Genomic DNA, 25,640 nt, shown 5'->3' with positions numbered 1-25,640 from the left:
TCACTTCCGAACTCTACCGGTTCCGGTCTCCGCGCCTCGTGATGCGAGCGCGGCGCGTGTCTGCTCGCGGTCGTCGAAGTCGTGGACGACTCCGGCGATCTCCTGTCCCGTCTCGTGCCCCTTCCCGGCGATGACGAGCGTGCCGCCGGCACCCGCCGCGGCGATGCCCGCGGCGATCGCCTCGGCCCGCGGGCCGATCTCGCGCACCGCCGTCCGGGGGACGCGGGCGCTGCCGTCGGCGAGGGCCTGCTCGACCCCGGCGAGCACCGCCGCCCGGATCGCGGCCGGGTCCTCGCTGCGCGGGTTGTCGTCGGTGACGATGACAACGTCGGCCTCGGTCGCGGCGGCCCGGCCCATCGCCTGCCGCTTCCCGCGATCGCGGTCGCCGCCGGCGCCGACCACGATGGCGAGCGGACCGGGGCCGCCGTCGAGGCCGGCGAGCACCTGGGCGATCGCATCGGGGGTGTGGGAGTAGTCGACGATGACCCGCGGGTCGGCCGGGTGGACGACCTCCATCCGGCCGGGCACGGGGGCGCCGAAGGTGCGGGCGTGCGCGGCGAGCGCGGCGGGCTCGATCCCGGTCCGGAGGAGGAGCACGAGGGCGAGCGCGGTGTTGAGCACGTTGAAGTCGCCGGGCAGCGGGGAGCGGGCGCGCAGGCTCAGCCCGGCGCCGGTCAGGGTGAATGCGCCGTCGGCCTCGTCGGTGATGCGGTAGTCCGGGGCGTCGGCGGGATCGCGGCTGATCGTCACGACCGGGATCTCCGCCCGGTCCGCGAGCCTCCGGGCCCAGTCGTCGGCGAGCACGATGACCCCGGAGTCGGCGAACTCGGGGGTGAACAGCTGCGCCTTCGCCGCGAAGTACTCCTCCATCGACCCGTGGAAGTCGAGGTGGTCCTGGGAGAGGTTGGTGAAGCCGACGACGCGGAAGTGCGCCCCGTCCACCCGGTGCTGGCTCAGCGCGTGGGAGGACACCTCCATCGCGCAGGTGTCGACGCCGGCCTCCCGCATCCGCGCGAACAGCGCATGGAGCTCGGGCGCCTCCGGGGTGGTGCGCACGCTCGACTGCCGGCGACCGGCGATGAGCGTCGCGACGGTGCCGATGACCCCGGTGGTGTGCCCGAGCGCGGTGAGGAGCCCGTCGACCATGTACGTCGTCGTCGTCTTGCCGTTCGTCCCGGTGATCCCGATGAGCTGCGGCGATTCCCGGTCGGTGCCGCGGACCTGCGCGGCGATGTGCCCGAGGTGCGCCCGCGGGTCGGCGACGACGAGGAACGTCGTCCGCTCGGCGAGCGCGTCCTCGCCGGACTCGGCGAGCGCGGCGCGGATCGCGGCGAGCCCGGCGTCGTCGGTGAGGACGGCGCGGACGCCGGACCGGAGGAGCTCGGGGGCGAACCGCGCACCGTGGACGTTCGCTCCGGGCAGCGCCGCGTAGAGGTCGCCGGGCGCGACGGTCCGCGAGTCGTGGGACACCCCGCTGACGTCGAGGTGCGGGTCGCCGAGGACGCGCACGGCGGCGGGCAGTTCGAGCTCGGAGAGCAGCATCAGTTCCATTCCTCCGGCGGGAGTTCGGGTGCGGTGGTCGAGGGCGGGACCCGGAGGTGCCGGAGGGTGAATCCGGTGACGTCGGAGAACACGGGTGCCGCAGCCGATCCACCGTAGTAGCCCTTGCGCGGTCGCTGCAAGGTCACCGACACCGCGATGCGGGGGTCCTCGATCGGGGCGACGCCGACGAACGACGCGGTGTAGCCGTCGTAGCCGCCGCCGGAGTCCGCGGGAGCCTGCGAGGTGCCGGTCTTGCCGCCCACGCGGTAGCCCGGCACTGCGGCGTTGGTGCCGGTGCCCTCCGCGACCGTGGCCTCGAGCATGGAGAGCACCTGCTCGGCGGTGTCCTCGGACACCACCCGCTGGCCGGAGCCCTGCGGCACCGGGGTCACCGTGCCGGAGTCGTCGACCATGCCGGACACGAGCTGGGAGGGCATCCGCACTCCCCCGTTGGCGATCGTCGCGAACGCCGAGGTGGTCTGGAGCGCGGTGCCGGACATCCCCTGACCGAACATCACCGTGTACTTCGTCCGGCCGTCCCACTCGTCGTACGGGTGGAGGATGCCGCCGGTCGATCCCGGGAACTCGACGGCGGGGTCCTCCCCGAATCCGAAGTCCCGCATGTAGTCGTGGCGCTGCTGCAGGGAGAGCTTGTCCCCGGCGAGGATCGTCCCGGTGTTCGACGAGTTCATGAGGATGCCGGCGAAGGTGAGCTGCTGATCGGCGTGCGCGCTCGAGTCGCGGAACTCCTCGCCGTTGGGCGCCGTCCAGCGGTCGGGGACGGTGAATTCGGTCGTCGGGGTGACGAGGCCCTCCTCGATGAGGGCTGCGGCGGTGATCATCTTCGCCGTCGACCCGGGCTCGAACATCCCGGTGAAGATCCGCGACCCCCGGTCGTCGGCATCGACGGCGCCGGGGTGGTTCGGGTCGACGCTCGGCGCCTCGGCCGCGGCGAGGATCCGGCCGGTGCCGACCTCCTCGACGACGATCGAGGCCCATTCGGCCTCGTGCTCCTCCGCCTGGTCGGCGATCGCCTGCTGCGCGTAGTACTGGATGGTGGGGTCGATGGTGAGCCGGAGTCCGGTGCCGTTGCGGGCCGGCACGAGGTTGCTGTCCCCGAGCGGGATCATGTCGCCGGCGAGTCCGCGCTCGTACTGCTGCTCGCCGTCGCGCCCCTGGAGGGATTCGTCGTACTCGAGCTCGAGGCCGGCGAGCGCCTGCCCGTCGGTGCCGATGAATCCCATGAGGTTGCCGCCCACCGCGCCGGCGGGATACGTGCGGATGGAGTACTCCTCCATGCTCACCCCGGGGATGTCGAGGGCGTCGATCTCGTTCCACACCTCGCTCGTCAGGCCTTCGGCCACGGGGTTCCACAGCCGATCGCCGGCGAGCTCGGGCAGCAGGAGGCCGGGATCGGTGTCGAGCGGCCCGGCCATCGCCTGCGCCGCGCCCCAGGCGCCGATGAGCTCGCCGTCGGCATCGGTGTAGCGCGCGATGTTCTGCTGGTCGACGACGACCCGGTAGCGCATCGCGTTGTCGGCGAGCACGGTCCCGTCCGCACCGGTGATGACCCCGCGGGCGGCCGGGAGCGGCTTGGTGACGAGGCGGGAGTCGAGCGCCTCCTGCGCGAGCTTCATCGTGTCCATGCCCTGGATCGCGACGAGCTTGCCCGCGATGACGAGGAGCACGATGACCGCGGCGAGGACGAGCAGCCGCATCCGGCGGCGCGGGTCCGGCGGGCCGCCGGCCGGACGCCGGGCACCGGAGCGCGGCGGGCCCGGGCGCAAGGAGCGGGAGGAGGTGCGCGAGGAGCGGGAGGACGACGCGGCGCCGGAGGTGCGGCGCTGGGGGCTCACCGTCGTCATCCGCGTCCCTCTCCTTCGTCAGTGCATCGGTCGTGTCATTCCGGGCTGCGCTGGCTCGGCGCGGTCATGTCGGGCGACCCTCCCCCGACCGCGGGGAGCGTCTCCTCCGATCGTAGGTTCGGACGGACGTCCTGGCGGGCATCGGCGCGCGGGCCGGGCACGGTTGAGGGATTTCGCAGGCGGTTGCCGGGAACCGAACCGGGCGAGAGCACCTCCCCGTCGGACAGCCGGATGTACTCCGGCGTGAGGTCGCGCTCGAGACCGAGCTCCTCCGCGGCGGCGGCGATGTTCTGCGGGCTCTCGCGGTAGGAGATGTCCTCGGTGAGGCGGTCGCGCTCCTCGTGGAGCCGGGACTGCTCGGCGGTGAGCTGCTCGACCCGGTAGGTGCTGTGGGAGATCGCGATGTTGAGGAGGAGGACGCCGAAGATCCCCGCTGCGACGAGCAGGACGCACACCGCGGAGAACGACACCCGGCGCCGGGCGACCTGCGGGACGACGAGGCGCAGCCGGGCGACATCTTCGTCGCGCAGCGGGGTCGCGGCGCGCTTCCGGGCGGGGGCGGTGTGGACGGCCTGGGCGAGTGGACTCATGATGCCGGCTCCCTCGTCTTGCGCACGGCCCGCAGGCGCACGCTCGCGGCCCGGGGGTTGGACTCGATCTCCGCGGCGTCGGCCTTCTCGGCGCCGCGGGTGATCTCGGACAGCCACGGCTGCAGGTGCTCGGGGACGACCGGCAGCTCGGGCGGGGCCTGGGAGGTCGTCCCGGCCCGGAACACCCGCTTGACGATGGCGTCCTCGAGCGACTGGTAGGACTCGACGACGCACACCCCGCCGACGTGGAGGGCGGCGAGCACGGCCGGGAGCGCCTCCTCGAGGATCGCAAGCTCGCGGTTGACCTCGATGCGCAGCGCCTGGAAGGTCCGCTTGGCCGGGTGGGAGCGCTTGCGCGCGTTCCGGGGCTCGGGGATGACGCGCTGGAGCATCGCGGCGAGCCGGTCCGAGGTGCGCCACGGGTCCTCGTCGCGGTCGGCGACGACGACGCGGGCGATCTTCCGCGCGAAGCGCTCCTCCCCGTACTCGGCGAGGATGCGGGCGATCTCGGCCTCCGGATAGGTGTTGAGGACATCGGCCGCGGTGAGCGGGTCCTCCGGATTCATCCGCATGTCGAGCGGGGCGGGACGGGAGTAGGAGAACCCGCGCTCGTCCTCGTCGAGCTGCAGCGAGCTCACGCCGAGGTCGAACAGCGCTCCGGAGATCCGGTCGTACCCGTGCGCGGCGAGCGCCTCGGGGATGATCTCGTCGGTGCCGTGGACGCCGATGAAGCGCTCTCCGAACGGGGCGAGGCGCGCACCGGCGAGGGCGATCGCCTCCGGGTCGCGGTCGATCCCGAGGAGCACGACGTCCGGGTGCGCGGCGAGCACCCCTGCGGCGTGCCCGCCCATCCCGAGGGTCGCGTCGACGACGACCGGGGTGCGCCCGGCCTCGCGGGCGGCGGCGATGCCGATGCCGAGGAGGTCGACGCAGCGGTCGAGCAGCACGGGGGTGTGACGGGCCTCGGCCACGGACTCCTCCTCACGGCGTTCGCGTGCCTCGCGGCACTGTCGGTCCGGCGATCCGTCACTCGATCCAGAACCTCGCCCGCCCGCTGCCCTGGCACCGGGGAAGTGTGACAGGACCCGTGGCTCTGGAACCGGGGAAGTGCCCCAGAACCGGTGGCGGACGAGGATCTCGACCGAGTGCTCAGATCACTCCGGGAATCACCTCGTCGGTTCGCTCGGCGAATCCCTGCTCCGTCTCGGTCAGGTACCGCTCCCAGGTGGGGGCGTCCCAGATCTCGACGCGGTTTCCCATGCCGATGACCGCGAGGTCGCGGTCGAGCGAGGCGTACTGCCGCAGGATCTGCGGAATGGTGATCCGCCCCTGCTTGTCCGGCTGCTCGGCCGAGGCCCCGGAGAGGAACATGCGCAGATAGTCGCGGGCGTCCTTGCTGGTCATGGGCGCCGCGCGCATCTGCTCGTGGACGGATTCGAACTCCCGGGCGGAGAACAGGGTGAGGCAGTGCTCCTGACCCCGGGTGAGGACGAGTCCGTTCGCGAGCTCCTCTCGAAACTTCGCGGGCAGGATGAGCCGGCCCTTGTCATCGAGCCGCTGCATATGCGTGCCCAAGAACATGCCGTCTCACCCCTCTCGAAACCCAATCGGCTCCGATGCCTCCCACTGTACTCCACTTTCCCCCACCTTTCGCCTGACTTTTCCCTGAATGCCGTAGAAAAGTTGAGTTTTCCCAGGTCACATATGTGGAGGAAAGTGGGGTGATTTATCCGACCCAGCGGCCTCGGGCCCTCCCGGGACGCTCCGGAGCGGCCGATCGGAGGGCCGGCGGGCGCGGTGGAGGGAGGTGGGGAGCGCCCTCGACGGCGGCCCGCCGGGAGGGCGGCCCGGCGCCCGGAGTGGAGCCCGCGGGCCGGGTGCGCGACAATGGACGGATGAGCTATCCGAGTGATCCCGCACAGCCCCTCTCGCGCCGCGCCGCCCGCACCGAGGGCTATCCCTCCGTCGCGCCGCAGCAGTCGGCCGCGACCGGCGACACCCGCTCCCTCGTCGGCGTGGGCTCCCAGACCGCCGATCCCGCGCTCGCGCAGGTGCAGCAGATCGCCGGCGAGGCCCGCCAGGCGATGAACTCCGTGCTCGAGGGCAAGGACCACGCGGTGCGTCTCGCGCTCATCACCCTGCTCGCCGGCGGCCACCTCCTCCTCGAGGACGTGCCGGGCGTGGGCAAGACGCTGCTCGCGAAGTCGCTCGGCCGGGTGGTCGACGGCTCGGTGCGCCGCATCCAGTTCACCCCCGATCTCCTCCCCTCCGACGTGCTCGGCGTCAACCTGTTCAATCAGGAGTCGCGGCACTTCGAGTTCCGGCCGGGACCGGTGTTCGCCAACATCGTCATCGCCGACGAGATCAACCGCGCCTCGCCCAAGACCCAGTCGGCGATGCTCGAGTGCATGGCGGAGTCGCAGGCGAGCATCGACGGCACGACCTACCGGATGCCCGACCCGTTCATGGTCGTCGCGACCCAGAACCCCATCGACATGGAGGGCACGTACTCCCTCCCCGAGGCGCAGCGCGACCGCTTCATGGCCCGGATCTCGATCGGCTACCCGAGCGCCCGGGCGGAGGTCGACATGCTCGACCACCACGTCGACCACGACCCGCTCGCCGGGCTCCGGGCGGTGACGAGCCTCGACTCGATCATGCAGGCGCGCGACACCGTGCGCCGGATCACCGCGACCCCCGAGCTGCGGACGTACATCGTGGCGCTCCTCGAGGCGACCCGGCGCGATCCGGGGGTCGCGCTCGGCGCCTCCCCGCGCGGCGGCGTCCAGCTCCTGCGCGCCGCCAAGGCGCTCGCGGTGCTCAGCGGCCGGTCCTACGTCACCCCCGACGACGTCCAGTCCCTCGCCGTCGACGTCCTCGCCCACCGCGTCATCGCCCGGGACGACGACGATCCGCGGGCCTCGGCCCAGATCGTGTCCGAGGTCCTGTCGCGCACCCCCGTGCACTGATGCGCCTGACCACTGCCGGCATCGTCTTCACCCTGGCCGGGATCACGCTGTGCGTCGCGGCCTACCGCTTCTCCCTGCCCGGCCTCCTCCCGGCGGGGATCCTCCTCCTCGGGCTCGTGCTGCTGAGCGTCGTGCTCGCGTTCTTCTCCGGTGCCCGTCTCGCCGCCTCCCTCGACGCCCGCGCCCGCCGCGTCGACGGGATCCCGGTCGCCGAGCTCGGCACCCCGCTCGACGTGCGCGCCACCCTGACCAACCGGACCCCGCTGTCGCTCGGCGCCTTCGACGTCGAGCTCGAGCCGCAGGAGGGCTTCGGGGAGACCCGGGGGCTGCGGGTCCCGGGCATGGCGCCCGGCGGCACGATCACCATCGACGCCGACTTCCTCCCCACCCGGCGCGGCATGTCCGGCGTGCAGGCGGTGCGCTCCGTCATCGACGGCCCCTTCGGCCTGTGCAGCGTGACGAAGACCATCCACCGCGAGCACCCCGTCGCGGTGTCGACCCCGATCCAGCACGTCGGCCTGCCGGTGTCGGCCGGGATCGCCCGTCCGATGAGCGACAGCCCGCAGGTCGTGCGCGGGGACACGAGCCGTGATTTCCACACCCGCGAGTACGTCCCCGGCGACGACCTGCGCCACATCCACTGGGCCTCCACCGCCCGCACCGGGGAGCTCATGGTCCGCCAGGAGGCAGAGGAGGAGACCCCGTTCGCCGCAGTCGTCCTCGACACCGCGGGGCTCACCGCCCACGAGCACCCCACCGAGGTGCTCGTGTCCGGCGCCGCCTCGACGACGCACGCCTATCTGCGCGCCGGGTACGACGTCATCCTCTACCTCGGCGGGCACCGCGAGGTCCTGTCGGGTCGCCGCGGCGAGGACCGCCTGCGGCTCGCCACCGCGCGGTACGAGGTCGGCGGCCGGGAGCTGCCCGCCGAGCTCGGACGGCTCGGCTCGGTGGTGTCGGCGATCGTGTGCGCCCCCGACGGCGCACGCGCCGACGAGATCGCCGGCCGCCTGCCGCGCACGACCTCCGTGCGCCGGCTCACCGCCGACCAGGTCGAGAGCCCGGCAGGTCTCGATTGCGAGCTGTTCGGCCACGACCTCGCCCTGCCGGCCCCCTGGACCCGATCGCGAAGGAGCCGCCGATGACCGCCGCCCCCGCCGCGGACCCGAGCGCCGGGCACGCTCCGCCCGTCTTCCTCCCCGGCCTCGTCGTGCTCGTCGCGATGCTGCTCGCCGCGACGAGCATGAGCGCCGTGTTCACCGACACCGCGTGGCTCGTCCAGGTGATCGTCATGGTCGCGATCGTCGTCCTCACCGGCGTGCTGTTCCGCGCCGTCCCGGCCCTGCGGGCCTCCGGCCTCACGGTGATCGCGCAGTTCGTCGTCGCCGTGCTCGCGGCGGTCTACCTGTGCGTGCCCGGCACGCTCGCCGCCGGCGTGCTGCCGACCGGCTCCTCGTTCGGGGCGCTGTTCGGCGAGCTCGCGACCGGCATCGACGACATCTACCGGACCACCGCGCCGGCGGAGAGCACCCCGGGGTTCCGGACCATCCTCACCGTCGGGTTCGGTCTCATCACCATGCTCATCGACGGCCTCGTCTCCGACATCCGAGCGCCCAAGGTCGCGGGCATCCTCCTGCTCCTCGTGTACATCATCCCGGTGCTCCTCGCTCCGCGCGAGCTGCAGTGGTGGCACTTCGCGACCATCGCCGCCGCGTTCCTCATCCTCATGCTGTCCTCGTACATCGGGTCGGCGCACCTGCGCTCCCCGGTCACGGCTATCACCGCCGGGGCGCTCGCGCTCGCGCTCGGCGTCGGGCTGCCCGTGCTCCTGCCGGACATCTCCGTGCGCCCCGACCAGCCGGTGAGCGCCCAGGGCGATCTCACGGTGATCAACCCGTTCCTCGATCTCCGCTCCGATCTCACCTCCGACGACGAGACCGTCGCCTTCACGTACACCACCGACGACCCGCTCGCCCCGCCGGTCCGGCTCACCTCGGTGAGCGATTTCGACGGCACGACGTGGATGCCCGCCGAGTTCGACCTCGACCCCTTCGCGGTGGCCGTCGAGGGCCTGCCCTCGGCGCCCGGGGTGTCGCAGGACACCCGCACCGCCGAGCGGCGCGCCGACATCGACATCGTCGACCTCGACCAGCAGCACCTCCCCGCGCCCTATGCGCCCACCCTCGTCGACGGGGTGTCCCGGCGCTGGATCTACGACCCGCAGACGCTGACGATCGTCGGCAACGGCGAGATCACCGCCGGCGCGCAGTACGGTGTCGACTATCTCTCGGTCGAGCCCACCGCGGAGTCCCTGCGCGACGCGGCTCCGGTGTCGTCCACCGAGTTCGCCGACCTCCTCGCCCTCCCCGACGACACCCCCGAGGTCATCGCCGACACCGCCGACGAGGTCACCGCCGGCGCGGAGAACGAGTGGGAGAAGGCCGTCGCGCTCCAGGAGTACTTCCGCTCCGATGAGTTCACCTATTCCACCGATGCGCCCGAGGACGCCTCGGGCGACGTGCTCGCCGACTTCCTCGAGGACAAGCAGGGTTACTGCGTGCAGTTCTCCGGCGCGATGACCGCGATGGCCCGTTCGCTCGGCATCCCCGCGCGGATCGGCGTCGGCTTCACCGGCGGCACCGCGACCGGCGAGGGTGAGTACGAGGTGCGGATCAATCAGGCGCACGCCTGGCCCGAGCTGTGGTTCGAGGGCACCGGCTGGGTGCGCTTCGAGCCCACCCCGGGCGGCCCGGCCGGCACTCCCCCGCCCTGGACCGAGTCCGGCGGCGAGGAGGACGCCGAGGAGACCGCATCCCCCGAACCGACCGCGGAGCCCACCACCGAGGAGGCCGGCGACGAGGGAGAGGACGCCGCTGGGCCCACCGCCGAGCCGACCGAGGAATCCACCGGCGGCACCGACGCGGATTCCGGGGTCTCCTGGCCGCTCGTCGTCGGGCTCATCGGACTCGCGATCCTCCTCCTCGCGCTCCCGGCCCTGCTGCGCCTGGTCCTGCGGGGCCGCCGCCTCCGCACACCGCTCGATCCCGAGCGGGTGTGGGAGGAGATCCGGGCGCTCGCCCGCGATCACGGCAGGCCGCTCGCTCCCGCGACCACCGTCCACGAGCACCTCACCCGGCTCGGCGAGCACGTCCCCGGTCCGGAGCGGGACGGGCTCGCGGCGATCGGTCGCGCGGTCGACGAGTCGCGCTACGCCGGTGAGGTACGTACGCCGCTCGATGCGGAGCAGGTCCGCGAGACCCTCCGTGCGCTGCGGAAGGGCCTCGCCGAGGACGCCGGCTCTGCGGCCGCCGTGCGGTCGCGCCTGTGGCCGGCGAGCGTCTTCGGACTCCGCTGACCCGGTGCACACGCACGTCGACCTGTCACCACTGCTCGATCCCCCGTCGAGCTGCCAGCAATGCTCGAATCCATGCCCGGGTCTCGAGCAGAATCGGCAGTTCGACGGGATGATCGAGCAGACGCGGCAAGTCGACGGAGCGGCTCGGCTCCCAGCGGTGGGATGACGCAGATCGGCCCCGGACGGATGTCCGGGGCCGATCGGGAGTCAGGCAGTGCGCGGGATCAGCGGCAGGGGCCGGAGGTGATCACTCGCCGCCGCGGCGACGCTTGTCCCAGCGATCCTCGAGGCGGTCCATGAAGCCCGAGGAGCCGGCTCCGGCCGACGCGCTCTTCTTCTTCGCTGGGCCGGCGGCGGATCCGCCCGCGCTCCCGGTCGCGGACCGACCGGCGTCGCCGCCGGCGACCGCCCAGTATCCGCCGAAGACCATGACGGCGAATCCGAGGACTCCGCCGATGATGTTGAAGGGGAGCTCGAAGAGGTAGATCGAGGCGACGACCACGGCCGCACCGGCGAGGAGCGCCAGCGCGCCGCCGACGAACCGCTTGGCCGAGATCGACGAGTCGGCCTCATTGCGCGGCTGGGCGATGTTCTGGGCGAAGCGGGGATCCTCGCTGCGCAGCTGCTTCTCGAGCTGATCGAGCAGCTGTTGTTCATGATCCGAAAGCGGCATGCCGGCCCCCTTGAGCACATGCGGAAGACTGAGTACATCCATCATAGTCGGCGAACGGGCAGAAGAACATTCGTCCGCCCGCATTGTGCTCGTACTCTGACGAAGCACACAGGCCGGGATCGCGGCCTGTGCCCGCGGCGTCGCATCCGCGCCGATCAGGGGCTCGTCGGCCCCGGCGGACGTCCTGCGCCGCGACCGGACGGCGGGGCGGGATCCGGCCCGCGACCGGGTCGGGGCCGCATCAAGGACGCTTGACCGATCGCGGCGGTCCCGAAGCGGCGGCGGACCGCGTCGAGCGCGAGCTCCGCCTCGCGCGGGGAATGCTCCGGCTCGTCGAGCGCGGACTGCCGTCCCGCGGCGGCGAGGTCGACGAGATCCGCCGCGCGCAGACCGAGCAGCCGCACCGGCTGCCGGTGGTCGTCGTGGAGCTTCCGGAGCGCGGGCAGCAGCGCCGCGTGGAGCTCGACGGCAACGTCCGAGGGGGCCGGGAGCGTGACGGACCGGGAGAAGGTCGTGAAGTCCGACAGCCGGTACTTGAGACCGACCGAGCCGGCCGCCTTCCCCTCGCCGCGCAACCGGGAGGCGACGGTGTCGGCGAGCCGGAGGAGCTCGAGCTCGAGGACGGCGGGATCCGCGATGTCGTGGGGGAAGGTGTGCTCGCCGCTGATCGTGTGATCGCGCGCCGTGCTGTGCACGGTGCGCCCGTCCCGGCCGTGGGCGTACCGGTGGAGGGCGGGCCCGGCGGAGCCGAGGATGCGCTGGAGCCACGCGGGGTCGGCGTCGGCGAGCTCGGCGATGCGCCGGATGCCGTAGCGGGCGAGCACCGACTGCGTGCGCGCGCCCACCCCGGGCAGCGCCTCGACGGGCATGGGGCGGAGGAACGCGGCGACGTCCGCGACGGGGACGACGAGGAGGCCGTCGGGCTTCGCCCGGGCCGAGGCGAGCTTCGCGACGACCATGCTGTCGGCGACCCCGATCGAGGCGGCGAGACCGGTGCGCTCACGGATCTCCCGCCTGAGGTCGGAGGCGATCCGCGCCGGGCTGCCGAGGCGCCGCAGCGCGGAGGTCACGTCGAGATAGCCCTCGTCGACGCTCACCTGGGCGAAGTCCTCCGTCACCGCGGCGACGACCTCGAACACGCGGCGGGAGAACGCTCCGTAGCGCCCCTTCGACGGCGGGATCACCGTGGCGTGGGGGCACAGGCTCACCGCGCGGGACATCGGCATCGCGGCGTGGACACCGAACTCGCGGGCCTCGTAGCTCGCGGACACGACGACGCCGCGACCGCTCCGGCCGCCGACGATGACCGCGGTGCCGATGAGCTCGGGCCGCTCGAGGAGCTCGACGGACACGAAGAAGGCGTCCATGTCGAGGTGGAGGATCGTGCACCCGGTGTCGTCGGTGCCGAGCGAGGCCAGGTCGCCGCCGGAGCGCGACAACTGCTTTCGACTCATCTCACCCCTGCCCGGTATCCTCGAGTGCATGATACAACGCATCGCTCTCGCGGGCGCCGGCCTCGCAGCGGCCGTTGCGCTGACGGCCTGCACCGCTCCGGAGTCCCCGGCCGAGGAGTCCTCGCCGCCGCCCTCGGAGGCCGTCGCCGACTCCACCGAGGACGCTCCGACCCCCGGGGTGATGACGACGCAGGGCGCTATGCTCCCCGACTTCCCGGCGGCCATCGAGCCGCTGCCCGACAGCGAGATCATCTCCTCCTCCCTCGGTGAGGTCACCGCAGGCGAGGACGCCGGTTCGGCCTCTGCCGAACCGCCGGCCGAGGGCGAGGGGGCCCCGGCTGAGGAGGAGACGCCCGCCGAGGAGGCCGGCGCCGGCCAGGTCAACGCGGCGCTCGTCATGCGCACTGCGAGCTCGGAGGACGACATCCTCGCCTTCTACACCGAGTCCCTCGAGGGCCACGGCTTCCGGGCCGTGGGCGAGGCCGGCACGCAGGACGGCGTGACGACCCAGGCGTTCCACGCCGAGGGCGACGGACAGACGGTTTCGGTGTCGATCGGACCCGACCCGGACGACGAGGCGCAGCGTCTCGTCACCGTCGGCGGCGTGGTCAACGGATGAGCGCACTGAGCGCGCCGACGGAGATCATCGAACGGGTCGACGCCGCCCTCGCCGAGGTGCTCTCCGCGAGCGCCGCGGATTTCGCCCGGATCTCGCCGAGCGCGGCCGAGCTCATCGAGCCGATCCGCTCCTTCACTGCGAAGGGCAAGCGGATCCGGGCCCTCATCGCCTGGTGGGGCTTCGAGCTCGCCGGGGGCAGCGCCTCGGCCGAACCGGGGATCGCGCGGGTCGCGGCCTCCGTCGAGCTCCTCCACGCGGCCGCGCTCATCCATGACGACATCATCGACGACTCCGACACCCGGCGCGGCCGGCCGGCGATCCATGCCGCCTACCGCACCGGGCATGCGGAGCAGGGCTGGACCGGCGACTCCGAGCTCTACGGGATCGGCGCCGGCATCATCGCCGGCGATCTGTGCCTGGTCCTGAGCGAGCAGGTCTACACCGCGTCCGGCCTCGCCCGCCTGACGACGCCGTCCGTGATCCGGCACCACGACGACTTCCGCCGCGAGGTCATGGTCGGCCAGTTCCTCGACATCCGGCTCCAGGCCGCTCCCGTGGCCGCCGAGGAGGTCAGCGAGCGGGCCCGCGAGGTCCTCACCTACAAGTCCGCGAAGTACTCCGTCGAGCATCCGCTGCTGCTCGGCGCGGCGCTCGGCGGTGCCGACGACGCTCTGCTCGGCCGGCTCGCGGGGTTCGGACTGCCGCTCGGCCGGGCGTTCCAGCTCCGCGACGACGAGCTCGGGGTGTTCGGCGATCCGGAGGTCACCGGCAAACCCGCCGGCGACGACCTCCGACAGGGCAAGAAGACCGTGCTCGTCGGCTCGGCGCTCACCCGGCTCGATGCGGAGACCGCGGACTGGTTCTCCTCCCGTCTCGGCGCCCCGGATCTCACCGACGCCGAGATCGTACGGATGGAGGAGCTGCTGCGCTCCACCGGAGCGCTCGCGGCCTTCGAGCAGGAGATCGATTCCGAGATCGCCCGCGCCGAGGCCGCCCTCGGCCGCCTCGACATCGCGGACGCGGACCGGGACCGGCTCGCGGAGTACATCCGCCGGCTCACCCGCCGCAGCGCCTGAGCGCGGGGACGGGACTCAGAAGGCGAGCGCCTGCGCGCGCCGTCGGACCTCGCCCTTGTTGCCGGCGCGCAGCAGGTCGATGGGTCGTCCGGGCAGCGTGTCGTCCGGGGTGAACAGCCAGGCGATCGCCTCCTCGGCGTCGAACCCGGCGTCCTCGAGCAGGATGAGGGTGCCCTTGAGAGCGGGCACCGGCCCGTCCGCGTCGACGAACAGCACCGGCACGCGGAACACCGCGGGAGTGCCGTGCTTGTACCCGAGGATCGCGCGGTCCTCGACCCAGCGCCGCACCTTCGAGATCCCCACCCCGGTCGCCTCGGCGATATCGGGCAGGGTCGTCCATTCCTCCACGAGGTTCTCTGCATCGCTCACGGATCCAGCGTACTGCCCGACACGCCGGACGCGCACGCTCCCCCGGGTTTGACCCTCTCCCTCGCTAGGCTGGTGCCGACTCCACGTGCAGGCTGTCTTCCCCCTATGAACTGCAGGTCATCGCATGAGCACACCAGCGACGCGTCCCGGATCGCCGCGGGCACGCCGGGCGTACACCGACGCCGCCTCGGCGCCGCTCATGGTCGCCGCCCTCCTCGCGTCCTCGGCGCCCGCTCGTGAACTCCCCGCGCCCGCCGACGGATCGCCGAACGGCCCGGAGCTCCCGCTCCTCGACGACGGACCCGGATTCACCTCCGGGACGACGACCGACGCCGTCCCGGTGTCGCACGGCGGCCGGACCTACCGGGTCCGCACGGGCGACACGGTGGTCTCGATCGCCGCCCGGCACGGGGTCTCCGCACCCGCCCTCGTCGAGCTCAACCGGCTGCGCGGCCGCGCTCTCGTGAGCCCCGGCCAGATCCTCTCGCTCCCCGAGCAGAGCGCTCCTCCCGCCCCCGCCGGGCACCGCGTCCGGCCCAGCGACACCCTCGCCTCGATCGCCGCCCGCCACCACACCACCGTAGCCGCGCTCCAGCGCGCCAACGCGATGGGCGATTCGACGATCATCCGCACCGGCGAGGTGCTGTCACTCACCGGCACCGGTGCGAGCAGCCAGCGCCCGGCCGCACCGGTCGAGAGCGATCTGCCGTTCCTGCCGCGGTCCTACAAGGGACGCGCCTACCCTGCCGCGGTCCACACCGCCGCCCGGATCAACAAGCGTACGCTCGGCGCGCGACCGGCTCCCGGCCGCGCGGAGATCATCGCGCTCATCCGTCGGATCGCCGACGAGCTCGAGGTGAGCGCGGACCTCGTCCTCGCCGTCGCGCAGCAGGAGTCCGGCTTCCACCAGAAGGTCGTCTCGCCGACCAACGCGATCGGCGTCATGCAGGTCTCCCCCGCAGCCGGGGAGTGGGCCGGCCGGATCGTCGGCCGCGAGCTCGATCTCCTCGACGCCGCGGACAACATCACCGCCGGCACCGCGATCCTCCGCCGGCTCCTCGACACCGCCGTTTCCGAGTCGGAGGCGCTCGCCGCCTACTACCAGGGGCTCGGTTCGGTGCGCGAGAACGGACAGCACCCAGACACCCGGCGCTTCGTGCGCGCCGTCCAGGTCCAGCAGGACCGCTTCAGGACACAGGAGCAGAACTCATGATGGCCCTCCAGGACCCGCTGCTCGGGATCGTGCTCGACGAGCGCTACCGGGTCGACTCCGTCGTCGCCCGCGGCGGCATGGCGATGGTGTACCGCGGCACCGACCTCCGGCTCGATCGCGAGATCGCGATCAAGGTCATGCACGGTCACCTGCTCGGCGACGAGACCTTCGTCGAACGCTTCAAGCGCGAGGCGATCAATGCCGCGAAGCTCAGCCACCCGAACCTCGTGGCGGTCCACGACCAGGGCCGCGACGGCGACATCGTGTACCTCGTCATGGAGTATCTCGAGTCGGTGACCCTGCGCAAGGAGCTCAAGCACCGCGGCAGGCTCAGCCCGCGCCAGGCGATCGTCGTCATGGACTCCGTGCTCTCCGCGCTCGAAGCGGTCCACGCCGCCGGGATCATCCACCGCGATCTCAAGCCCGACAACGTGCTGCTCGGCACCGACGGGCAGATCAAGCTCGCCGACTTCGGGCTCGCCCGCGCGGTGACGAGCGCGACGACGACGAAGACCCTCATCGGCACCGTCGGCTACGTCGCCCCCGAGCTCGTCACCCGCACGGGGGCCGATGCGCGCACCGACCTCTACACGCTCGGCATCATGTTCTACGAGATGCTCACCGGGTCCCAGCCCTACACCGACGAGGTGCCGATCCAGGTCGCGTACCGGCACGTCCACGACTCGGTGCCGCCGCCGTCCGAGGCGCGCGACGGGCTCAGCCCGCTGCTCGACGCGATCGTCCTGTGGGCGACCTCGCGCGAGCCCGACGACCGGCCCGAGAGCGCCACCGCCCTGCGCACCGCGCTCACCGAGGCCCGGATGTCGCTGTCCGAGGCCGAGCTCGATCTAGACGCGGGCACCGCTACCCCGGATGCAGTCCACTCCCCCGTGCTCACCGCGACGATGGTCATCGACGAGGACCCCGAGCAGCCGGAGCCCAAGGAGCCGCGCGCCCGGACGGACGAGATCCCCTACCTCGCCGAGGACGACGAGGACGACATCGCACCCGCGGCCGTCGCAGGCGTCGGGGCGGCCACGGGCGCCCGCACGGCGCGCCCGTCCCCGGGCACCCGCGGCGATTCCGCCGGGCCTGGACGGACCCGGCGCACCCGGCTGTTCGCCGGCGGGTCCGGAGTGGCGGGCAGCCGCCCGGACGGACGGCGCTCCGGCGGCAAGCGGGTCACCGGGGTGCTCGCCGCCGCGGTCGCTCTCGGACTCGTCGCCTGGGGAGTGGCGCCCAAGGAGGAGCCGCTGTCCGCCGTGCCCGCCGCGATGGCCGGCGAGGACCAGCAGGACGTGTCCCGCACGATCACCGATGCGGGGCTCGAGGTGCGCACGCACGAGGTCTTCAACACCGTCGTCCCCGCGGGCAAGGTCGTCGGCACCGAACCGGGACCGGGCACCGAGCTCGCCCCGGATTCGGTCGTCACCGTGCTCGTGTCGAAGGGCGAGGAGCTCTTCGGCACTCCCGAGGTCACCGGGATGACCGAGGACGAGGCGCGGGCCGCGCTCGAGCAGGCCGGTCTCACCCCCGGCAGCGTCTCGCGCGAGCACTCCGGCACCGTTGAGGACGGCACGGTGATGTCGCAGTCGGTGAGCGCCGGCGACCAGGTCTCCCCCGGCACCGCCGTCGACCTCGTCGTATCGAAGGGCATCGCGCCGGTCACCGTGCCGATCGTCACCGGGCTCGAGTACGACACCGCGTTCGGGAAGCTCACCGGACTCGGATTCCTCGTCGCGAAGGAGGAGGCCTACGACGACACCGTCGAGAAGGGACGGGTGATCTCACAGTGGCCGCGCGGCAAGAAGCAGGTCGGTCCGGGCGAGCTCGTCATCCTCACGGTGTCGAAGGGCGCTGAGCGCGCCGACGAGGGTGACGACGCCGCGGACGAGGAGAAGAAGAGCGAGGACTGAGCGCCGCGCTCAGGCGTTCTCGTCGACCGCGCGGGCGAGGATCTCGCCGGCGCGGAGGGCGTCCTCGGCCGACACGTCGAGGTGGGTGACGATCCGCACCGAGTCCTCGTCCATCACCGACACCCGCACCCCGGCCGCCTCCGTCGCGGCCGCATAGGCCTGCGCGTCGAGTCCGGTGGGACCGAGGTCGATGAAGACGATGTTCGTGTCGACCGTGTCGGGTGCGACGGAGGCCGGTGCGACCTCCGCGATGGCCCGGGCGATCTGCCATGCCCGCTCGTTGTCCTCGGCGAGCCGCTCGAGGTTGTGGTCGAGCGCCCACAGTCCGGCCGCGGCGAGGATCCCCGCCTGCCGCATGCCGCCGCCGTAGCGCTTGCGGAGGATGCGCGCCTCGGCGATGAGATCCGCCGACCCGACGAGGACGCTGCCGACCGGCGCCCCGAGGCCCTTCGAGAGGCACAGCGAGACCGAATCGGCGAGGGCGCCGTACTCGCCGAGGCCGATCCCGGTGGCCGCCGTCGCGTTGGCGAGCCGCGCGCCGTCGACGTGGACGGCGACGCCCGCCTCGCGGGTGCGGGCGCGGAGGATGCGGAGCTGCTCGATGTCGGCGATCCGACCGCCGCCGAAGTTGTGGGTGTTCTCGACCGAGATCACCGCGGTGCCGACCTGGTTGTAGCCGCGGGGGCGGCTCACCATCGACAGCGCCTGCGCGGCGTCGAAGGTGCCGTCCGGGGACACCCACGTGCGCGAGGTGACTCCGGCGAGCGCGGCGTGCCCGCCGCACTCGGCGCGGAGGATGTGCGCCCGGTGGTCGCTGAGCACCTCCCAGCCGCGGGGCACCTGGGCGGCGATCCCGAGCATGTTCGTCATCGACCCCGAGGGGCAGAACAGCCCGGCCTCGTGCGACAGGAGCCCGGCGACCCTCTCCTCGAGGGCGTTGACGGTGGGATCCTCGCCGTAGACGTCGTCGCCCACCTCCGCCGTCGCCATCGCACGGCGCATCTCCTCCGACGGGCGGGTGACGGTGTCCGAGCGCAGGTCGATCATCATGTCTCCGGTTCTCAGCCCTGGGCCTTCTGGTGGTCAGTGAGGAACTCGGCGACCTGGAAGGCCATCTCGAGCGACTGGTCGTGGTTGAGCCGCGGGTCGACGAGCGTCTCGTAGCGGCGCCGCAGGCCCTCCTCGTCGATCTCGGAGGCTCCGCCGAGCACCTCGGTGACGTCGTCGCCGGTGAGCTCGATGTGGAGACCGCCCGGGATCGTCCCGGCGTCGTAGTGGGCGTCGAAGAACCCGGCGACCTCACCCATGACGTCCTCGAAGCGGCGGGTCTTGTACCCGGTGTTCGAGGTGATGGTGTTGCCGTGCATGGGGTCGCACACCCAGGTCACCTGCGGGAGCCGATCGCCGATGTCGCCGAGGAGCTTCGGCAGCTGCTCGCGGATGACCTCGGCACCCATCCGGGTGATGAAGGTCAGGCGGCCGGGCTCGCCCTCGGGGTCGAGCTTGTCGGCGAGAGCGAGCGCCTCGTCGGCGGTCGCGGTGGGGCCGAGCTTGACGCCGATCGGGTTCTTCACCCGCGACAGGAAGTCGACGTGGGCGGAGTCGATCCGGCGGGTGCGCTCCCCGATCCACAGGAAGTGGCCGGACACGTCGTAGGGGTCGCCGGTGCGCGAGTCGATGCGGGTGAGCGCCCGCTCGTACTCGAGGAGCAGCGCCTCGTGGGCGGAGAAGAACTGGACGGAGCCGATCGCGTCGAAATCCGCACCGCACGCGTCCATGAACTTGAGCGCGCGGTCGATCTCGCGGGCGAGCTGCTCGTAGCGGTGGTAGTTCGGGTTCGAGGCGAGGAAGCCGCGGTTCCATTCGTGGACGAGCCGCAGGTCGGCGAAGCCGCCGGTGGTGAAGGCCCGGATGAGGTTCAGAGTCGAAGACGACACGTGGTAGGCGTCGAGCAGCCGGTGCGGGTCGTGGCGGCGGGCCTCGGCGGTGAACTCGTGGTCGTTGACGATGTCGCCGCGGTAGGACGGCAGGGTGACGCCGTCGCGCGTCTCCATGTCCGAGGAGCGCGGCTTGGCGAACTGCCCGGCCATGCGCCCGATCTTCACCACCGGCAGGGAGCCGCCGTAGGTGAGGACGACCGCCATCTGGAGCACGGTCTGCACGCGGCGGCGGATCGCGTCGGCCGAGGCGCTCGCGAAGGACTCGGCGCAGTCGCCGCCGGCAAGCACGAACGCCTCGCCGCGGGACGCCTGGGCGATGTGGTCGCGGAGGCGGTCGGCCTCTCCGGCGAAGATCAGCGGGGGGACCTCGCGGAGCGTGTCGAGCACCCCGGCGAGCTCCTCGGCGTCCTGGTACGTCGGCTGCTGGAGGGGGTCCATCGAGCGCCAGGCGTCGAGCCCGGCGATGGTCTCCGCGGTCGCCTCGGCGTGTCCGGCGGCCTCGTACAGTCGGCTGGTGTTCAAGCTCACGGGTGTCTCACCTGGTTCGATCGTCGTGGCGCGCCGGTGCGGGTCGGTTCAGGGTCGGCCCTCGAAGTCCTCCGGCGACACGTGGTCGAGGAACTCGCGGAACTGCGCCACCTCGTCCTCGTCGGGCGCGGGCGCGTCGATCCCGTTCTCCTGCACGACCTCCTCGGCGGCGTACACCGGGCTGTCGGCGATGAGCGCCATCGCGATCGCATCCGACGGGCGGGCGGAGATCGTCTTGCCGGCCTCGGTGCGGAGCTCGGCGAGAAAGGTGTGGTTCTCCCGGCCGGTGATGACGACCGCGGAGAGGCTGTCGCCGTGCGCCTCGAGGATGTCGACCATGAGGTGGTGGCTCAGCGGACGCGGCGGGGTGAGCCCCCGCTGGACAATGCCGATCGCCGTGGCCTCGGCGGTCCCGATCCAGATCGGCAGGAACCGGGGCAGGTTCACCGCCTTGAGCAGCAGGATGGGCTGGTTGGCGGGGAGCTCGATGCGCACCCCGACGACCTCGACTTCGACTTCGGCCATGGACGGATCGACCTCAGGCGTTCCGCGGGCGCTGCTGGAAGATCATCCGGAACTTACCGATCTGCACGTCCGCACCGTTCTGCAGCTCGACGGAGTCGATGAGCTGCCGGCCGACGTACGTGCCGTTGAGCGAGCCGGTGTCGCGCAGGGTGAAGCCCGACGGGGTCCGCACAAACTCCGCATGCTTGCGCGACACGGTGACGTCGTCGAGGAAAATGTCGGCGTTCGGGCTGCGGCCCACGGTGACGACATCGGTGTCGAGGAGGATCTGCGCTCCGGCGTCCGGCCCGGACACGACGACGAGCAGCGCATCGGACTCCTGCAGGTGCTGGAGGTCCGGCACCGGGTGAATCTCGCCGGTGTGCGGATCGAGGAAGCCCTGGAACTGCTGCTGCGGCTGCTGGGCCGCCGGCGCCTGCGGCTGGGCCGAGGTCGGGGCGTAGGACCCCGCCGACCCGCCGTGCTGCGGGGCCGACTGGTCGCCGTACGGCTGGCCCTGGGAGACGTGCTGCTGCCCGGGCGCCTGCTGACCGTAGGCCTGCGGGGCGCCGTACGGCTGGCCCTGGGAGCCGTACTGCTGCTGCGGCTGCTGCCCGTAGGCCTGGCCCTGCGAACCGTACTGCTGCTGCTGCCACGACTGCTGCTGCGGCTGGCCGTGCTGCTGATCGCCGTACGGCGCGCCCTGGGAGCCGTAGGCCTGGCCCTGCGAACCGTACTGCGGCTGGGCCTCGTGCTGCGGCTGCTGCCAGGACTGCTCCTGCGCGGTGTAGGGCTGGTCCTCGGTCATCGGCTGCGGGTCATGGGCGGCACCGGTGCCGCCCTGCTGTGCGTCGTGCGCTCCGGGCCCGGCCTGCGGATCGCCGTACGCCTGGCCCTGCGACCCCGCCTGCTGCTCGCCGAACGGGAAGGTCTTCGGGGCCTGCTCGGCCCGGGAATCGCCGTACCAGGGCGCCTGCGGGGTACCGGATCCGTTCCGGGGGTCGTGCTGCTGTGACATCAGGCTCCCTCGCTCTCCACGTTCTGGCGGTAGCTGTCTGCGTCCATGAGGGCCTCGGCCTCGGCCGGGTCGCTTATGCGCACCTCGAAGAGCCACCCCGCACCGTACGGGTCGGTGTTGAGGGTCTCCGGGGTCTCGACGACGTCGTCGTTGACGGTGACGACCTCGCCGCTCACCGGAGCGACGACATCGGACACGCTCTTCGTGCTCTCGATCTCACCGCACGTCTCGTTCGCGGTGACGGTGTCCCCGACGGCAGGCAGGTCGACGTACACGACGTCCCCCAGGGAGTCCTGGGCGAAATCGCTGATCCCGACTCGGACCACGGCGTCCTCCCCCGCCTCGGCGATCCATTCGTGGTCGCGCGAGTACTTGAGGTCGGCCGGGAAGTCCAACTGAGCCATGTCATCTCCTGCATGTCGTGGTGGTGCACCCAGCATAACCGTTCGACCACGCCGGATAACATTCGGGCAACGGATTCGTCACAGTACAGCCGGACAGCGTCCGCGGCTCGGACCCGGGCACGTCATCCGGACCGTCCGCCGGACCCCTCGGGGGCCGGAGCGACCACGCTGTCGATGTCGACCGCGTCGCGCGTCTCGACCTCGAATCGGCCGCCCCGCTGCTCGATCGTGTCCGCCGCACCGCCGGGGATCCGCATCGCCGTCGCGATGGTGTCCGGCTCGCCGATCACGGTGATGGTGAGCGGCAGGGTCAGCTCGGTGCCGTCGACGAGCAGCCCCCCGTCCTCGCTCTCCGTGAAGTAGGTGTCGACGACGACGCGCGTGCCGTTGATGTCGATGGCCTCGGCCCCGGCATCGCGGAGCTCCTGGACGAAGGTCACGAGGTTCGCCGCGGTGACGACGCCTGCGGACCCGTCGATCTCGGCGACGATCCCCGGCCCGGTGACGGCCACCGTGCCGGCGAGGATCGAGAGCGCCGCGGCGCGGTCGCTCGCCTGCTGACGGGCCGCCTCGCGCTGGTTGGATCCGGACTGCAGCTCCTGCTCGTCGCGGGTGAGCTGTGAGGCCTCGGCCTCGAGCCGCTCGTTGCGGTCGTCGACGTCGGCGAGCACGCGGACGAGCTCGGTCTCCGACAGCTGGTCGAGGCCGGACTCCTCCGTCTGCTGGATCTGGGCGACGAAGGCGAAGCCGAGCAGAGCGCAGATCGCGCCCGCGAGCAGCTGCGAGCGCCACGCACGGGTGGTGAGCGCGTTGCGCAGCCGTCTCCAGGCCTGCTCGCGGGTGCCGGCGTTCTCCGGTTCGGGATTGGGGCCGGGGAGCCCCTGCCGCGGGTCCGCGGGAGCGCGCTCCCCCTCGTCGGAGTCCGGGACGCTCGCCGCGGGAGAGGAGTCGACGGGGGACGACGCGGGTCCGGACCGGTCCGGGCCCGCCTCGCTCTCGGTGCGGTGCCGTCCGGACGAGCGGGCGTCGGCGCCGGTCTCGCGCGCGAGCGCCTCGCGCCGTGTGAGGGGCTGCTGATCCGCTGCGCCGGGCGGGCGGTCGCGCGGGTCCGGGGCGGTCGGGTCGCTCATGCCTTGAACAGCTGCCTGCGGATGGCCGCCGCGTTGGTGAAGATCCGGATGCCGAGGACGACGACGACGCCGGTCGACAGCTGGGTGCCGACGCCGAGCTTGTCGCCGATGAACACGATGAGGGCGGCGACGAGCGTGTTCGAGAAGAACGAGATGACGAAGACGCGGTCGTCGAACCTGCCGCTGAGCACCGCGCGGACACCGCCGGCGAGCGCGTCGAGGGCGGCGACGACGGCGATCGGGAGGTAGGGCTGGATGACGGCGGGGACGGACGGGTCGAGGACGATCCCGAGCACGATGCCGATGATGAGTCCGAGGATGGCGATCACAGGACGGCCTCCGGTCCGGGGTCGGCGGGGACGGCGAAGCGGGGCGCCGGCGGCTCACCACCGGGTACGGTGCGCTCCTCGCGGGCGAGCGAGGACCGGATGCCGTACTCGGTGCGGATCGTGGTGAGGTAGCCGGCCGCCGGGGAGTCGAGGAACCGGTCGCCGAGGTCCTCGTCGCCGATCGCGACGACCTCGTAGGGCGGGACGAGCGGATCGAAGTTGACGAGGATCGCGCTGCCGGCGGAGCGGATCGCGGACACGGTGGTGAGGCGGTGCCCGTTGATCGCGATCGCCTCGGCACCGGCGGCGAACAGTCCGTTGACCACGGTCTGCAGATCGATGTCCTGGACCCGGTTCTCCGCGGCGGCGACCTGCCGGGGGTCGTCCTCGGCCTCGGCGGCGTCCTGATCGTTGAGGGTGATGACGGCGCCCGGACCGGTCACCGGTTCCGCACCGGCCGCGACGGCGAGGGCATCGAGTGCGCGGCTCTGCTCGTCGCTGAGCGCGGAGCGCTGGGCGGAGCCGAGCTCGCCGGTGCGCCGCTCGTTCTCCGCGGCGAGGGCGTCGTTGGCCTCCTGGCGCGTCTCGATCTGCTCGACGAGGAACTCAGCGGTGCCGCGCTCCCCCTCCTCGTCCCCGGTGAGCTGGACGACCGCGACGGTGAAGGCGAGGCCGAGGACGAGGGCCATCGTGCCGAACACGATCCGGGATCCGGCGGAGCGCTGCTCGTCCTTGAGCGCGGCGATCTCGTAGTCGGGCTCCGGGGTGCGGTTCCACAGGGACTCGAGGAGCGATTCGGAGTACGAGGTGCGCGGACGGTCGGATTCGCGGGAGGAGATCCGGCGCTCGGCGACGCGGCGGGCGCGGGCGGGATCCCCGCGGCGGGGGCTGCGCCGATCCGGAAGGGAGCGGCGGGATCCGTTCGAGCGGGTACGGGAGGATTCGGTGCGCGTGCGGGGGGCGTCACGGTGCTCGACTGCCACGCGTCCTCCTCCCCCGTTTCGAACCGGTGTGAAATGTCCATCGTGGCACACCGGGCGCGGCCGCGCACTCAGGTTCGGGGCGTGCCGCCCGGTCGGTTCAGACCTCGAGCGCGGCGGTGCAGATTCCGCAGGTCTCGAACTCGCGGCGGTTCCAGCGGGCGACCGGGATGAAGAACAGGGTGAACTGCCGGAACTCGCGCATCCGGGTCCACTGCGTGGTGTTGTGGCAGCGCGGGCAGGTGCGCGTCGCCCCGGGTCCGAGGTGCTTCTGCCGGCGGCCGAAGCCGAACAGGATGAACATCGGGTCAGTCTACTGCCGGGTCGGTTCGCCGGAACTGCGGGCAGGTCCGGCGTTTTTGCCCGTGCGGCGACCCGGGTATAAGGTTGTCCAGGATCGATCCGCCGCCGTGCGGATCGGCCGGGCTATGGCGCAGCTTGGTAGCGCGCTTGACTGGGGGTCAAGAGGTCGTGGGTTCGAATCCCGCTAGCCCGACGTTCTTCGTGAGGCGACGGCCCCGGATCTGCGGATCCGGGGCCGTCGCCGTTTCGCATCGGGTCACCACCCGGAATACCGGGGGCGTCGACGCTGTTGGGATGGGTGGACAACCACCGCCCCCGGGGATTCGACGTGCCCGGGCACAGTATTCCGGACGAAGGGACCCCCATGGGCTTCAGCATCGCCACCACCGCTCTCCGCGCCATCCCCGGCGCCTTCATCCTCAATGCCGGCATCGGCAAGCTCGGCCTGCCGCGCGAGGTCGCCGAGGGCATGCAGGGCATGGCCGCCACCGGAGTGCCGAAGCTCGGCGAGCTCACCCCGGAGCAGTTCGCGAAGTTCGTCAGCTACGGAGAGATCGCGGTCGGTGCGGCGCTGCTCGCCCCCATGGTCCCCAAGCGGATCGCCGGCGCCGCGCTCGGCACCTTCGCCGCCGGCATGCTCGCGATGTACTTCCGCAACCCGGCGATGACCGAGGACGACGGCGTGCGCCCCAGCCAGGACGGCACCTCGCTGGCCAAAGACGCCTGGCTCGCCGCGATCGCCATCGCGCTGATGTTCGGTCGCAAGTGACCTGCTGACCCGCACGGAGGCGGGGCACCCGGATCCCGGGTGCCCCGCCTCGCCGCATTCACCCAGCGGAGGCGTTCACCCGGCCCGCACGAAC

At 72.2% G+C, this 25,640-nt stretch carries 25 protein-coding genes and 1 tRNA gene; 9 read left to right on the top strand and 17 right to left on the bottom strand.

Translation table 11 applies throughout. The features are described 5' to 3' along the window. From C1A17_RS00430 to mraZ, 5 genes are all read right to left on the bottom strand, one after another. On the bottom strand, nucleotides 1-1,551 hold the full coding sequence (locus tag C1A17_RS00430; protein WP_245873339.1) for a UDP-N-acetylmuramoyl-L-alanyl-D-glutamate--2,6-diaminopimelate ligase: 1,551 nt from the start codon (nucleotides 1,549-1,551) through the stop codon (nucleotides 1-3). Then, on the bottom strand, nucleotides 1,542-3,407 hold the full coding sequence (locus tag C1A17_RS00425; RefSeq protein WP_245873338.1) for a peptidoglycan D,D-transpeptidase FtsI family protein: 1,866 nt from the start codon (nucleotides 3,405-3,407) through the stop codon (nucleotides 1,542-1,544). Before C1A17_RS00425 ends, C1A17_RS00430 begins: the two co-directional genes overlap by 10 nt. 35 nt (nucleotides 3,408-3,442) lie before the next feature. Further along, nucleotides 3,443-3,997: a cell division protein FtsL gene (gene ftsL, locus C1A17_RS00420; RefSeq protein ID WP_101649680.1), complete on the bottom strand. Its 555-nt coding sequence runs from the start codon at nucleotides 3,995-3,997 to the stop codon at nucleotides 3,443-3,445. Continuing rightward, on the bottom strand, nucleotides 3,994-4,968 hold the full coding sequence (rsmH, locus tag C1A17_RS00415; protein WP_101649677.1) for a 16S rRNA (cytosine(1402)-N(4))-methyltransferase RsmH: 975 nt from the start codon (nucleotides 4,966-4,968) through the stop codon (nucleotides 3,994-3,996). The genes ftsL and rsmH overlap by 4 nt, the downstream gene beginning before the upstream one ends. Nucleotides 4,969-5,146: 178 nt before the next feature. Next, complete coding sequence (gene mraZ / locus C1A17_RS00410) at nucleotides 5,147-5,578, bottom strand: division/cell wall cluster transcriptional repressor MraZ (RefSeq protein ID WP_101649676.1); 432 nt, start codon at nucleotides 5,576-5,578, stop codon at nucleotides 5,147-5,149. Between the two features lie 314 nt (nucleotides 5,579-5,892). On the opposite strand from mraZ, the gene C1A17_RS00405 reads away from it, so the two are divergent. From C1A17_RS00405 to C1A17_RS00395, 3 genes are read left to right on the top strand one after another with little or no spacing between them, the layout of a single operon-like run. Further along, nucleotides 5,893-6,966 (top strand): AAA family ATPase, encoded by a 1,074-nt coding sequence (locus C1A17_RS00405; protein WP_101649675.1) that lies wholly within the window; start codon nucleotides 5,893-5,895, stop codon nucleotides 6,964-6,966. Further along, nucleotides 6,966-8,111, top strand: a complete 1,146-nt coding sequence (locus tag C1A17_RS00400; RefSeq protein ID WP_101649674.1) for a DUF58 domain-containing protein — start codon at nucleotides 6,966-6,968, stop codon at nucleotides 8,109-8,111. Before C1A17_RS00405 ends, C1A17_RS00400 begins: the two co-directional genes overlap by 1 nt. Further along, nucleotides 8,108-10,321 (top strand): transglutaminaseTgpA domain-containing protein, encoded by a 2,214-nt coding sequence (locus tag C1A17_RS00395; RefSeq protein WP_101649672.1) that lies wholly within the window; start codon nucleotides 8,108-8,110, stop codon nucleotides 10,319-10,321. The genes C1A17_RS00400 and C1A17_RS00395 overlap by 4 nt, the downstream gene beginning before the upstream one ends. Nucleotides 10,322-10,568: 247 nt before the next feature. On the opposite strand, the gene C1A17_RS00390 is transcribed toward C1A17_RS00395, so the two are convergent. Next, the gene (locus C1A17_RS00390) at nucleotides 10,569-10,994 is read right to left on the bottom strand and encodes a DUF3040 domain-containing protein (protein WP_101651431.1); all 426 of its coding nucleotides are present in this window, start codon (nucleotides 10,992-10,994) and stop codon (nucleotides 10,569-10,571) included. 155 nt (nucleotides 10,995-11,149) lie between these two features. Then, nucleotides 11,150-12,448: a DNA polymerase IV gene (gene dinB / locus C1A17_RS00385; RefSeq protein ID WP_101649670.1), complete on the bottom strand. Its 1,299-nt coding sequence runs from the start codon at nucleotides 12,446-12,448 to the stop codon at nucleotides 11,150-11,152. Nucleotides 12,449-12,476: 28 nt separating this feature from the next. Between dinB and C1A17_RS00380 the strand changes: the two genes are divergently transcribed. Both C1A17_RS00380 and C1A17_RS00375 read left to right on the top strand, forming a co-directional pair. Continuing rightward, nucleotides 12,477-13,067 carry a hypothetical protein gene (locus tag C1A17_RS00380; RefSeq protein WP_101649668.1) on the top strand — a complete coding sequence of 197 codons (591 nt, stop codon included), beginning with the start codon at nucleotides 12,477-12,479 and terminating at the stop codon, nucleotides 13,065-13,067. Continuing rightward, nucleotides 13,064-14,143 (top strand): polyprenyl synthetase family protein, encoded by a 1,080-nt coding sequence (locus tag C1A17_RS00375; protein WP_101649666.1) that lies wholly within the window; start codon nucleotides 13,064-13,066, stop codon nucleotides 14,141-14,143. The genes C1A17_RS00380 and C1A17_RS00375 overlap by 4 nt, the downstream gene beginning before the upstream one ends. Nucleotides 14,144-14,158: 15 nt before the next feature. On the opposite strand, the gene C1A17_RS00370 is transcribed toward C1A17_RS00375, so the two are convergent. Then, a complete protein-coding gene (locus tag C1A17_RS00370; RefSeq protein WP_101649664.1) occupies nucleotides 14,159-14,512 on the bottom strand; it encodes an Rv2175c family DNA-binding protein in 354 nt (117 codons plus the stop codon). 124 nt (nucleotides 14,513-14,636) lie between these two features. Between C1A17_RS00370 and C1A17_RS00365 the strand changes: the two genes are divergently transcribed. Further along, complete coding sequence (locus C1A17_RS00365) at nucleotides 14,637-15,725, top strand: lytic transglycosylase (protein WP_245873336.1); 1,089 nt, start codon at nucleotides 14,637-14,639, stop codon at nucleotides 15,723-15,725. After that, a complete protein-coding gene (gene pknB, locus C1A17_RS00360) occupies nucleotides 15,722-17,641 on the top strand; it encodes a Stk1 family PASTA domain-containing Ser/Thr kinase (protein WP_101649662.1) in 1,920 nt (639 codons plus the stop codon). The genes C1A17_RS00365 and pknB overlap by 4 nt, the downstream gene beginning before the upstream one ends. 9 nt (nucleotides 17,642-17,650) lie before the next feature. Here pknB and C1A17_RS00355 read toward each other — a convergent pair whose 3' ends face one another. The 9 genes from C1A17_RS00355 to C1A17_RS00315 form a co-directional block, all read right to left on the bottom strand. Further along, the gene (locus C1A17_RS00355) at nucleotides 17,651-18,691 is read right to left on the bottom strand and encodes a threonine aldolase family protein (protein WP_219618226.1); all 1,041 of its coding nucleotides are present in this window, start codon (nucleotides 18,689-18,691) and stop codon (nucleotides 17,651-17,653) included. Between the two features lie 11 nt (nucleotides 18,692-18,702). Further along, the gene (locus tag C1A17_RS00350) at nucleotides 18,703-20,103 is read right to left on the bottom strand and encodes a class II 3-deoxy-7-phosphoheptulonate synthase (protein WP_281258678.1); all 1,401 of its coding nucleotides are present in this window, start codon (nucleotides 20,101-20,103) and stop codon (nucleotides 18,703-18,705) included. A gap of 54 nt (nucleotides 20,104-20,157) precedes the next feature. Next, complete coding sequence (locus C1A17_RS00345) at nucleotides 20,158-20,634, bottom strand: bifunctional nuclease family protein (RefSeq protein WP_101649658.1); 477 nt, start codon at nucleotides 20,632-20,634, stop codon at nucleotides 20,158-20,160. 13 nt (nucleotides 20,635-20,647) lie between these two features. Continuing rightward, nucleotides 20,648-21,631, bottom strand: a complete 984-nt coding sequence (locus tag C1A17_RS14775; RefSeq protein ID WP_425427259.1) for an FHA domain-containing protein — start codon at nucleotides 21,629-21,631, stop codon at nucleotides 20,648-20,650. Then, nucleotides 21,631-22,035 carry a glycine cleavage system protein GcvH gene (gene gcvH / locus C1A17_RS00335; protein ID WP_101649656.1) on the bottom strand — a complete coding sequence of 135 codons (405 nt, stop codon included), beginning with the start codon at nucleotides 22,033-22,035 and terminating at the stop codon, nucleotides 21,631-21,633. The genes C1A17_RS14775 and gcvH overlap by 1 nt, the downstream gene beginning before the upstream one ends. 122 nt (nucleotides 22,036-22,157) lie before the next feature. Next, a complete protein-coding gene (locus tag C1A17_RS00330; RefSeq protein WP_101649654.1) occupies nucleotides 22,158-23,165 on the bottom strand; it encodes a DUF881 domain-containing protein in 1,008 nt (335 codons plus the stop codon). Then, nucleotides 23,162-23,494 (bottom strand): small basic family protein, encoded by a 333-nt coding sequence (locus tag C1A17_RS00325; protein ID WP_101649653.1) that lies wholly within the window; start codon nucleotides 23,492-23,494, stop codon nucleotides 23,162-23,164. The genes C1A17_RS00330 and C1A17_RS00325 overlap by 4 nt, the downstream gene beginning before the upstream one ends. Beyond that, complete coding sequence (locus C1A17_RS00320; protein ID WP_101649652.1) at nucleotides 23,491-24,477, bottom strand: DUF881 domain-containing protein; 987 nt, start codon at nucleotides 24,475-24,477, stop codon at nucleotides 23,491-23,493. Before C1A17_RS00320 ends, C1A17_RS00325 begins: the two co-directional genes overlap by 4 nt. A 97-nt stretch (nucleotides 24,478-24,574) precedes the next feature. After that, nucleotides 24,575-24,778 carry a zinc-ribbon domain-containing protein gene (locus C1A17_RS00315; RefSeq protein WP_101649650.1) on the bottom strand — a complete coding sequence of 68 codons (204 nt, stop codon included), beginning with the start codon at nucleotides 24,776-24,778 and terminating at the stop codon, nucleotides 24,575-24,577. Nucleotides 24,779-24,896: 118 nt separating this feature from the next. On the opposite strand from C1A17_RS00315, the gene C1A17_RS00310 reads away from it, so the two are divergent. Together C1A17_RS00310 and C1A17_RS00305 are read left to right on the top strand one after the other, a co-directional pair. Next, nucleotides 24,897-24,970 (top strand) — tRNA-Pro (locus tag C1A17_RS00310). Between the two features lie 171 nt (nucleotides 24,971-25,141). After that, nucleotides 25,142-25,546, top strand: a complete 405-nt coding sequence (locus C1A17_RS00305; protein WP_101649648.1) for a hypothetical protein — start codon at nucleotides 25,142-25,144, stop codon at nucleotides 25,544-25,546. The last annotated feature ends 94 nt before the right edge of the window (nucleotides 25,547-25,640 follow it).

The sequence above is a fragment of the Brevibacterium ihuae genome (genome assembly GCF_900184225.1).
In the GTDB taxonomy this organism is placed as follows: Bacteria; Actinomycetota; Actinomycetes; order Actinomycetales; family Brevibacteriaceae; genus Brevibacterium; species Brevibacterium ihuae.
This window is presented reverse-complemented; position numbering and strand designations above follow the sequence as displayed.

Bases quoted from the DNA above. Each gene is read 5' to 3' on its own strand.
- C1A17_RS00380 (WP_101649668.1), top strand. From the start codon at position 12,477: ATGATACAACGCATCGCTCTCGCGGGCGCCGGCCTCGCAGCGGCCGTT.
- C1A17_RS14775 (WP_425427259.1), bottom strand. From the start codon at position 21,631: ATGTCACAGCAGCACGACCCCCGGAACGGATCCGGTACCCCGCAGGCG.
- ftsL (WP_101649680.1), bottom strand. From the start codon at position 3,997: ATGAGTCCACTCGCCCAGGCCGTCCACACCGCCCCCGCCCGGAAGCGC.
- C1A17_RS00355 (WP_219618226.1), bottom strand. From the start codon at position 18,691: ATGATGATCGACCTGCGCTCGGACACCGTCACCCGCCCGTCGGAGGAG.
- pknB (WP_101649662.1), top strand. From the start codon at position 15,722: ATGATGGCCCTCCAGGACCCGCTGCTCGGGATCGTGCTCGACGAGCGC.
- C1A17_RS00425 (WP_245873338.1), bottom strand. From the start codon at position 3,407: ATGACGACGGTGAGCCCCCAGCGCCGCACCTCCGGCGCCGCGTCGTCC.
- gcvH (WP_101649656.1), bottom strand. From the start codon at position 22,035: ATGGCTCAGTTGGACTTCCCGGCCGACCTCAAGTACTCGCGCGACCAC.
- C1A17_RS00315 (WP_101649650.1), bottom strand. From the start codon at position 24,778: ATGTTCATCCTGTTCGGCTTCGGCCGCCGGCAGAAGCACCTCGGACCC.
- C1A17_RS00405 (WP_101649675.1), top strand. From the start codon at position 5,893: ATGAGCTATCCGAGTGATCCCGCACAGCCCCTCTCGCGCCGCGCCGCC.
- C1A17_RS00330 (WP_101649654.1), bottom strand. From the start codon at position 23,165: ATGAGCGACCCGACCGCCCCGGACCCGCGCGACCGCCCGCCCGGCGCA.
- C1A17_RS00365 (WP_245873336.1), top strand. From the start codon at position 14,637: ATGAGCACACCAGCGACGCGTCCCGGATCGCCGCGGGCACGCCGGGCG.
- C1A17_RS00390 (WP_101651431.1), bottom strand. From the start codon at position 10,994: ATGCCGCTTTCGGATCATGAACAACAGCTGCTCGATCAGCTCGAGAAG.
- C1A17_RS00305 (WP_101649648.1), top strand. From the start codon at position 25,142: ATGGGCTTCAGCATCGCCACCACCGCTCTCCGCGCCATCCCCGGCGCC.
- C1A17_RS00430 (WP_245873339.1), bottom strand. From the start codon at position 1,551: ATGGAACTGATGCTGCTCTCCGAGCTCGAACTGCCCGCCGCCGTGCGC.
- C1A17_RS00400 (WP_101649674.1), top strand. From the start codon at position 6,966: ATGCGCCTGACCACTGCCGGCATCGTCTTCACCCTGGCCGGGATCACG.
- C1A17_RS00345 (WP_101649658.1), bottom strand. From the start codon at position 20,634: ATGGCCGAAGTCGAAGTCGAGGTCGTCGGGGTGCGCATCGAGCTCCCC.
- C1A17_RS00395 (WP_101649672.1), top strand. From the start codon at position 8,108: ATGACCGCCGCCCCCGCCGCGGACCCGAGCGCCGGGCACGCTCCGCCC.
- dinB (WP_101649670.1), bottom strand. From the start codon at position 12,448: ATGAGTCGAAAGCAGTTGTCGCGCTCCGGCGGCGACCTGGCCTCGCTC.
- mraZ (WP_101649676.1), bottom strand. From the start codon at position 5,578: ATGTTCTTGGGCACGCATATGCAGCGGCTCGATGACAAGGGCCGGCTC.
- C1A17_RS00375 (WP_101649666.1), top strand. From the start codon at position 13,064: ATGAGCGCACTGAGCGCGCCGACGGAGATCATCGAACGGGTCGACGCC.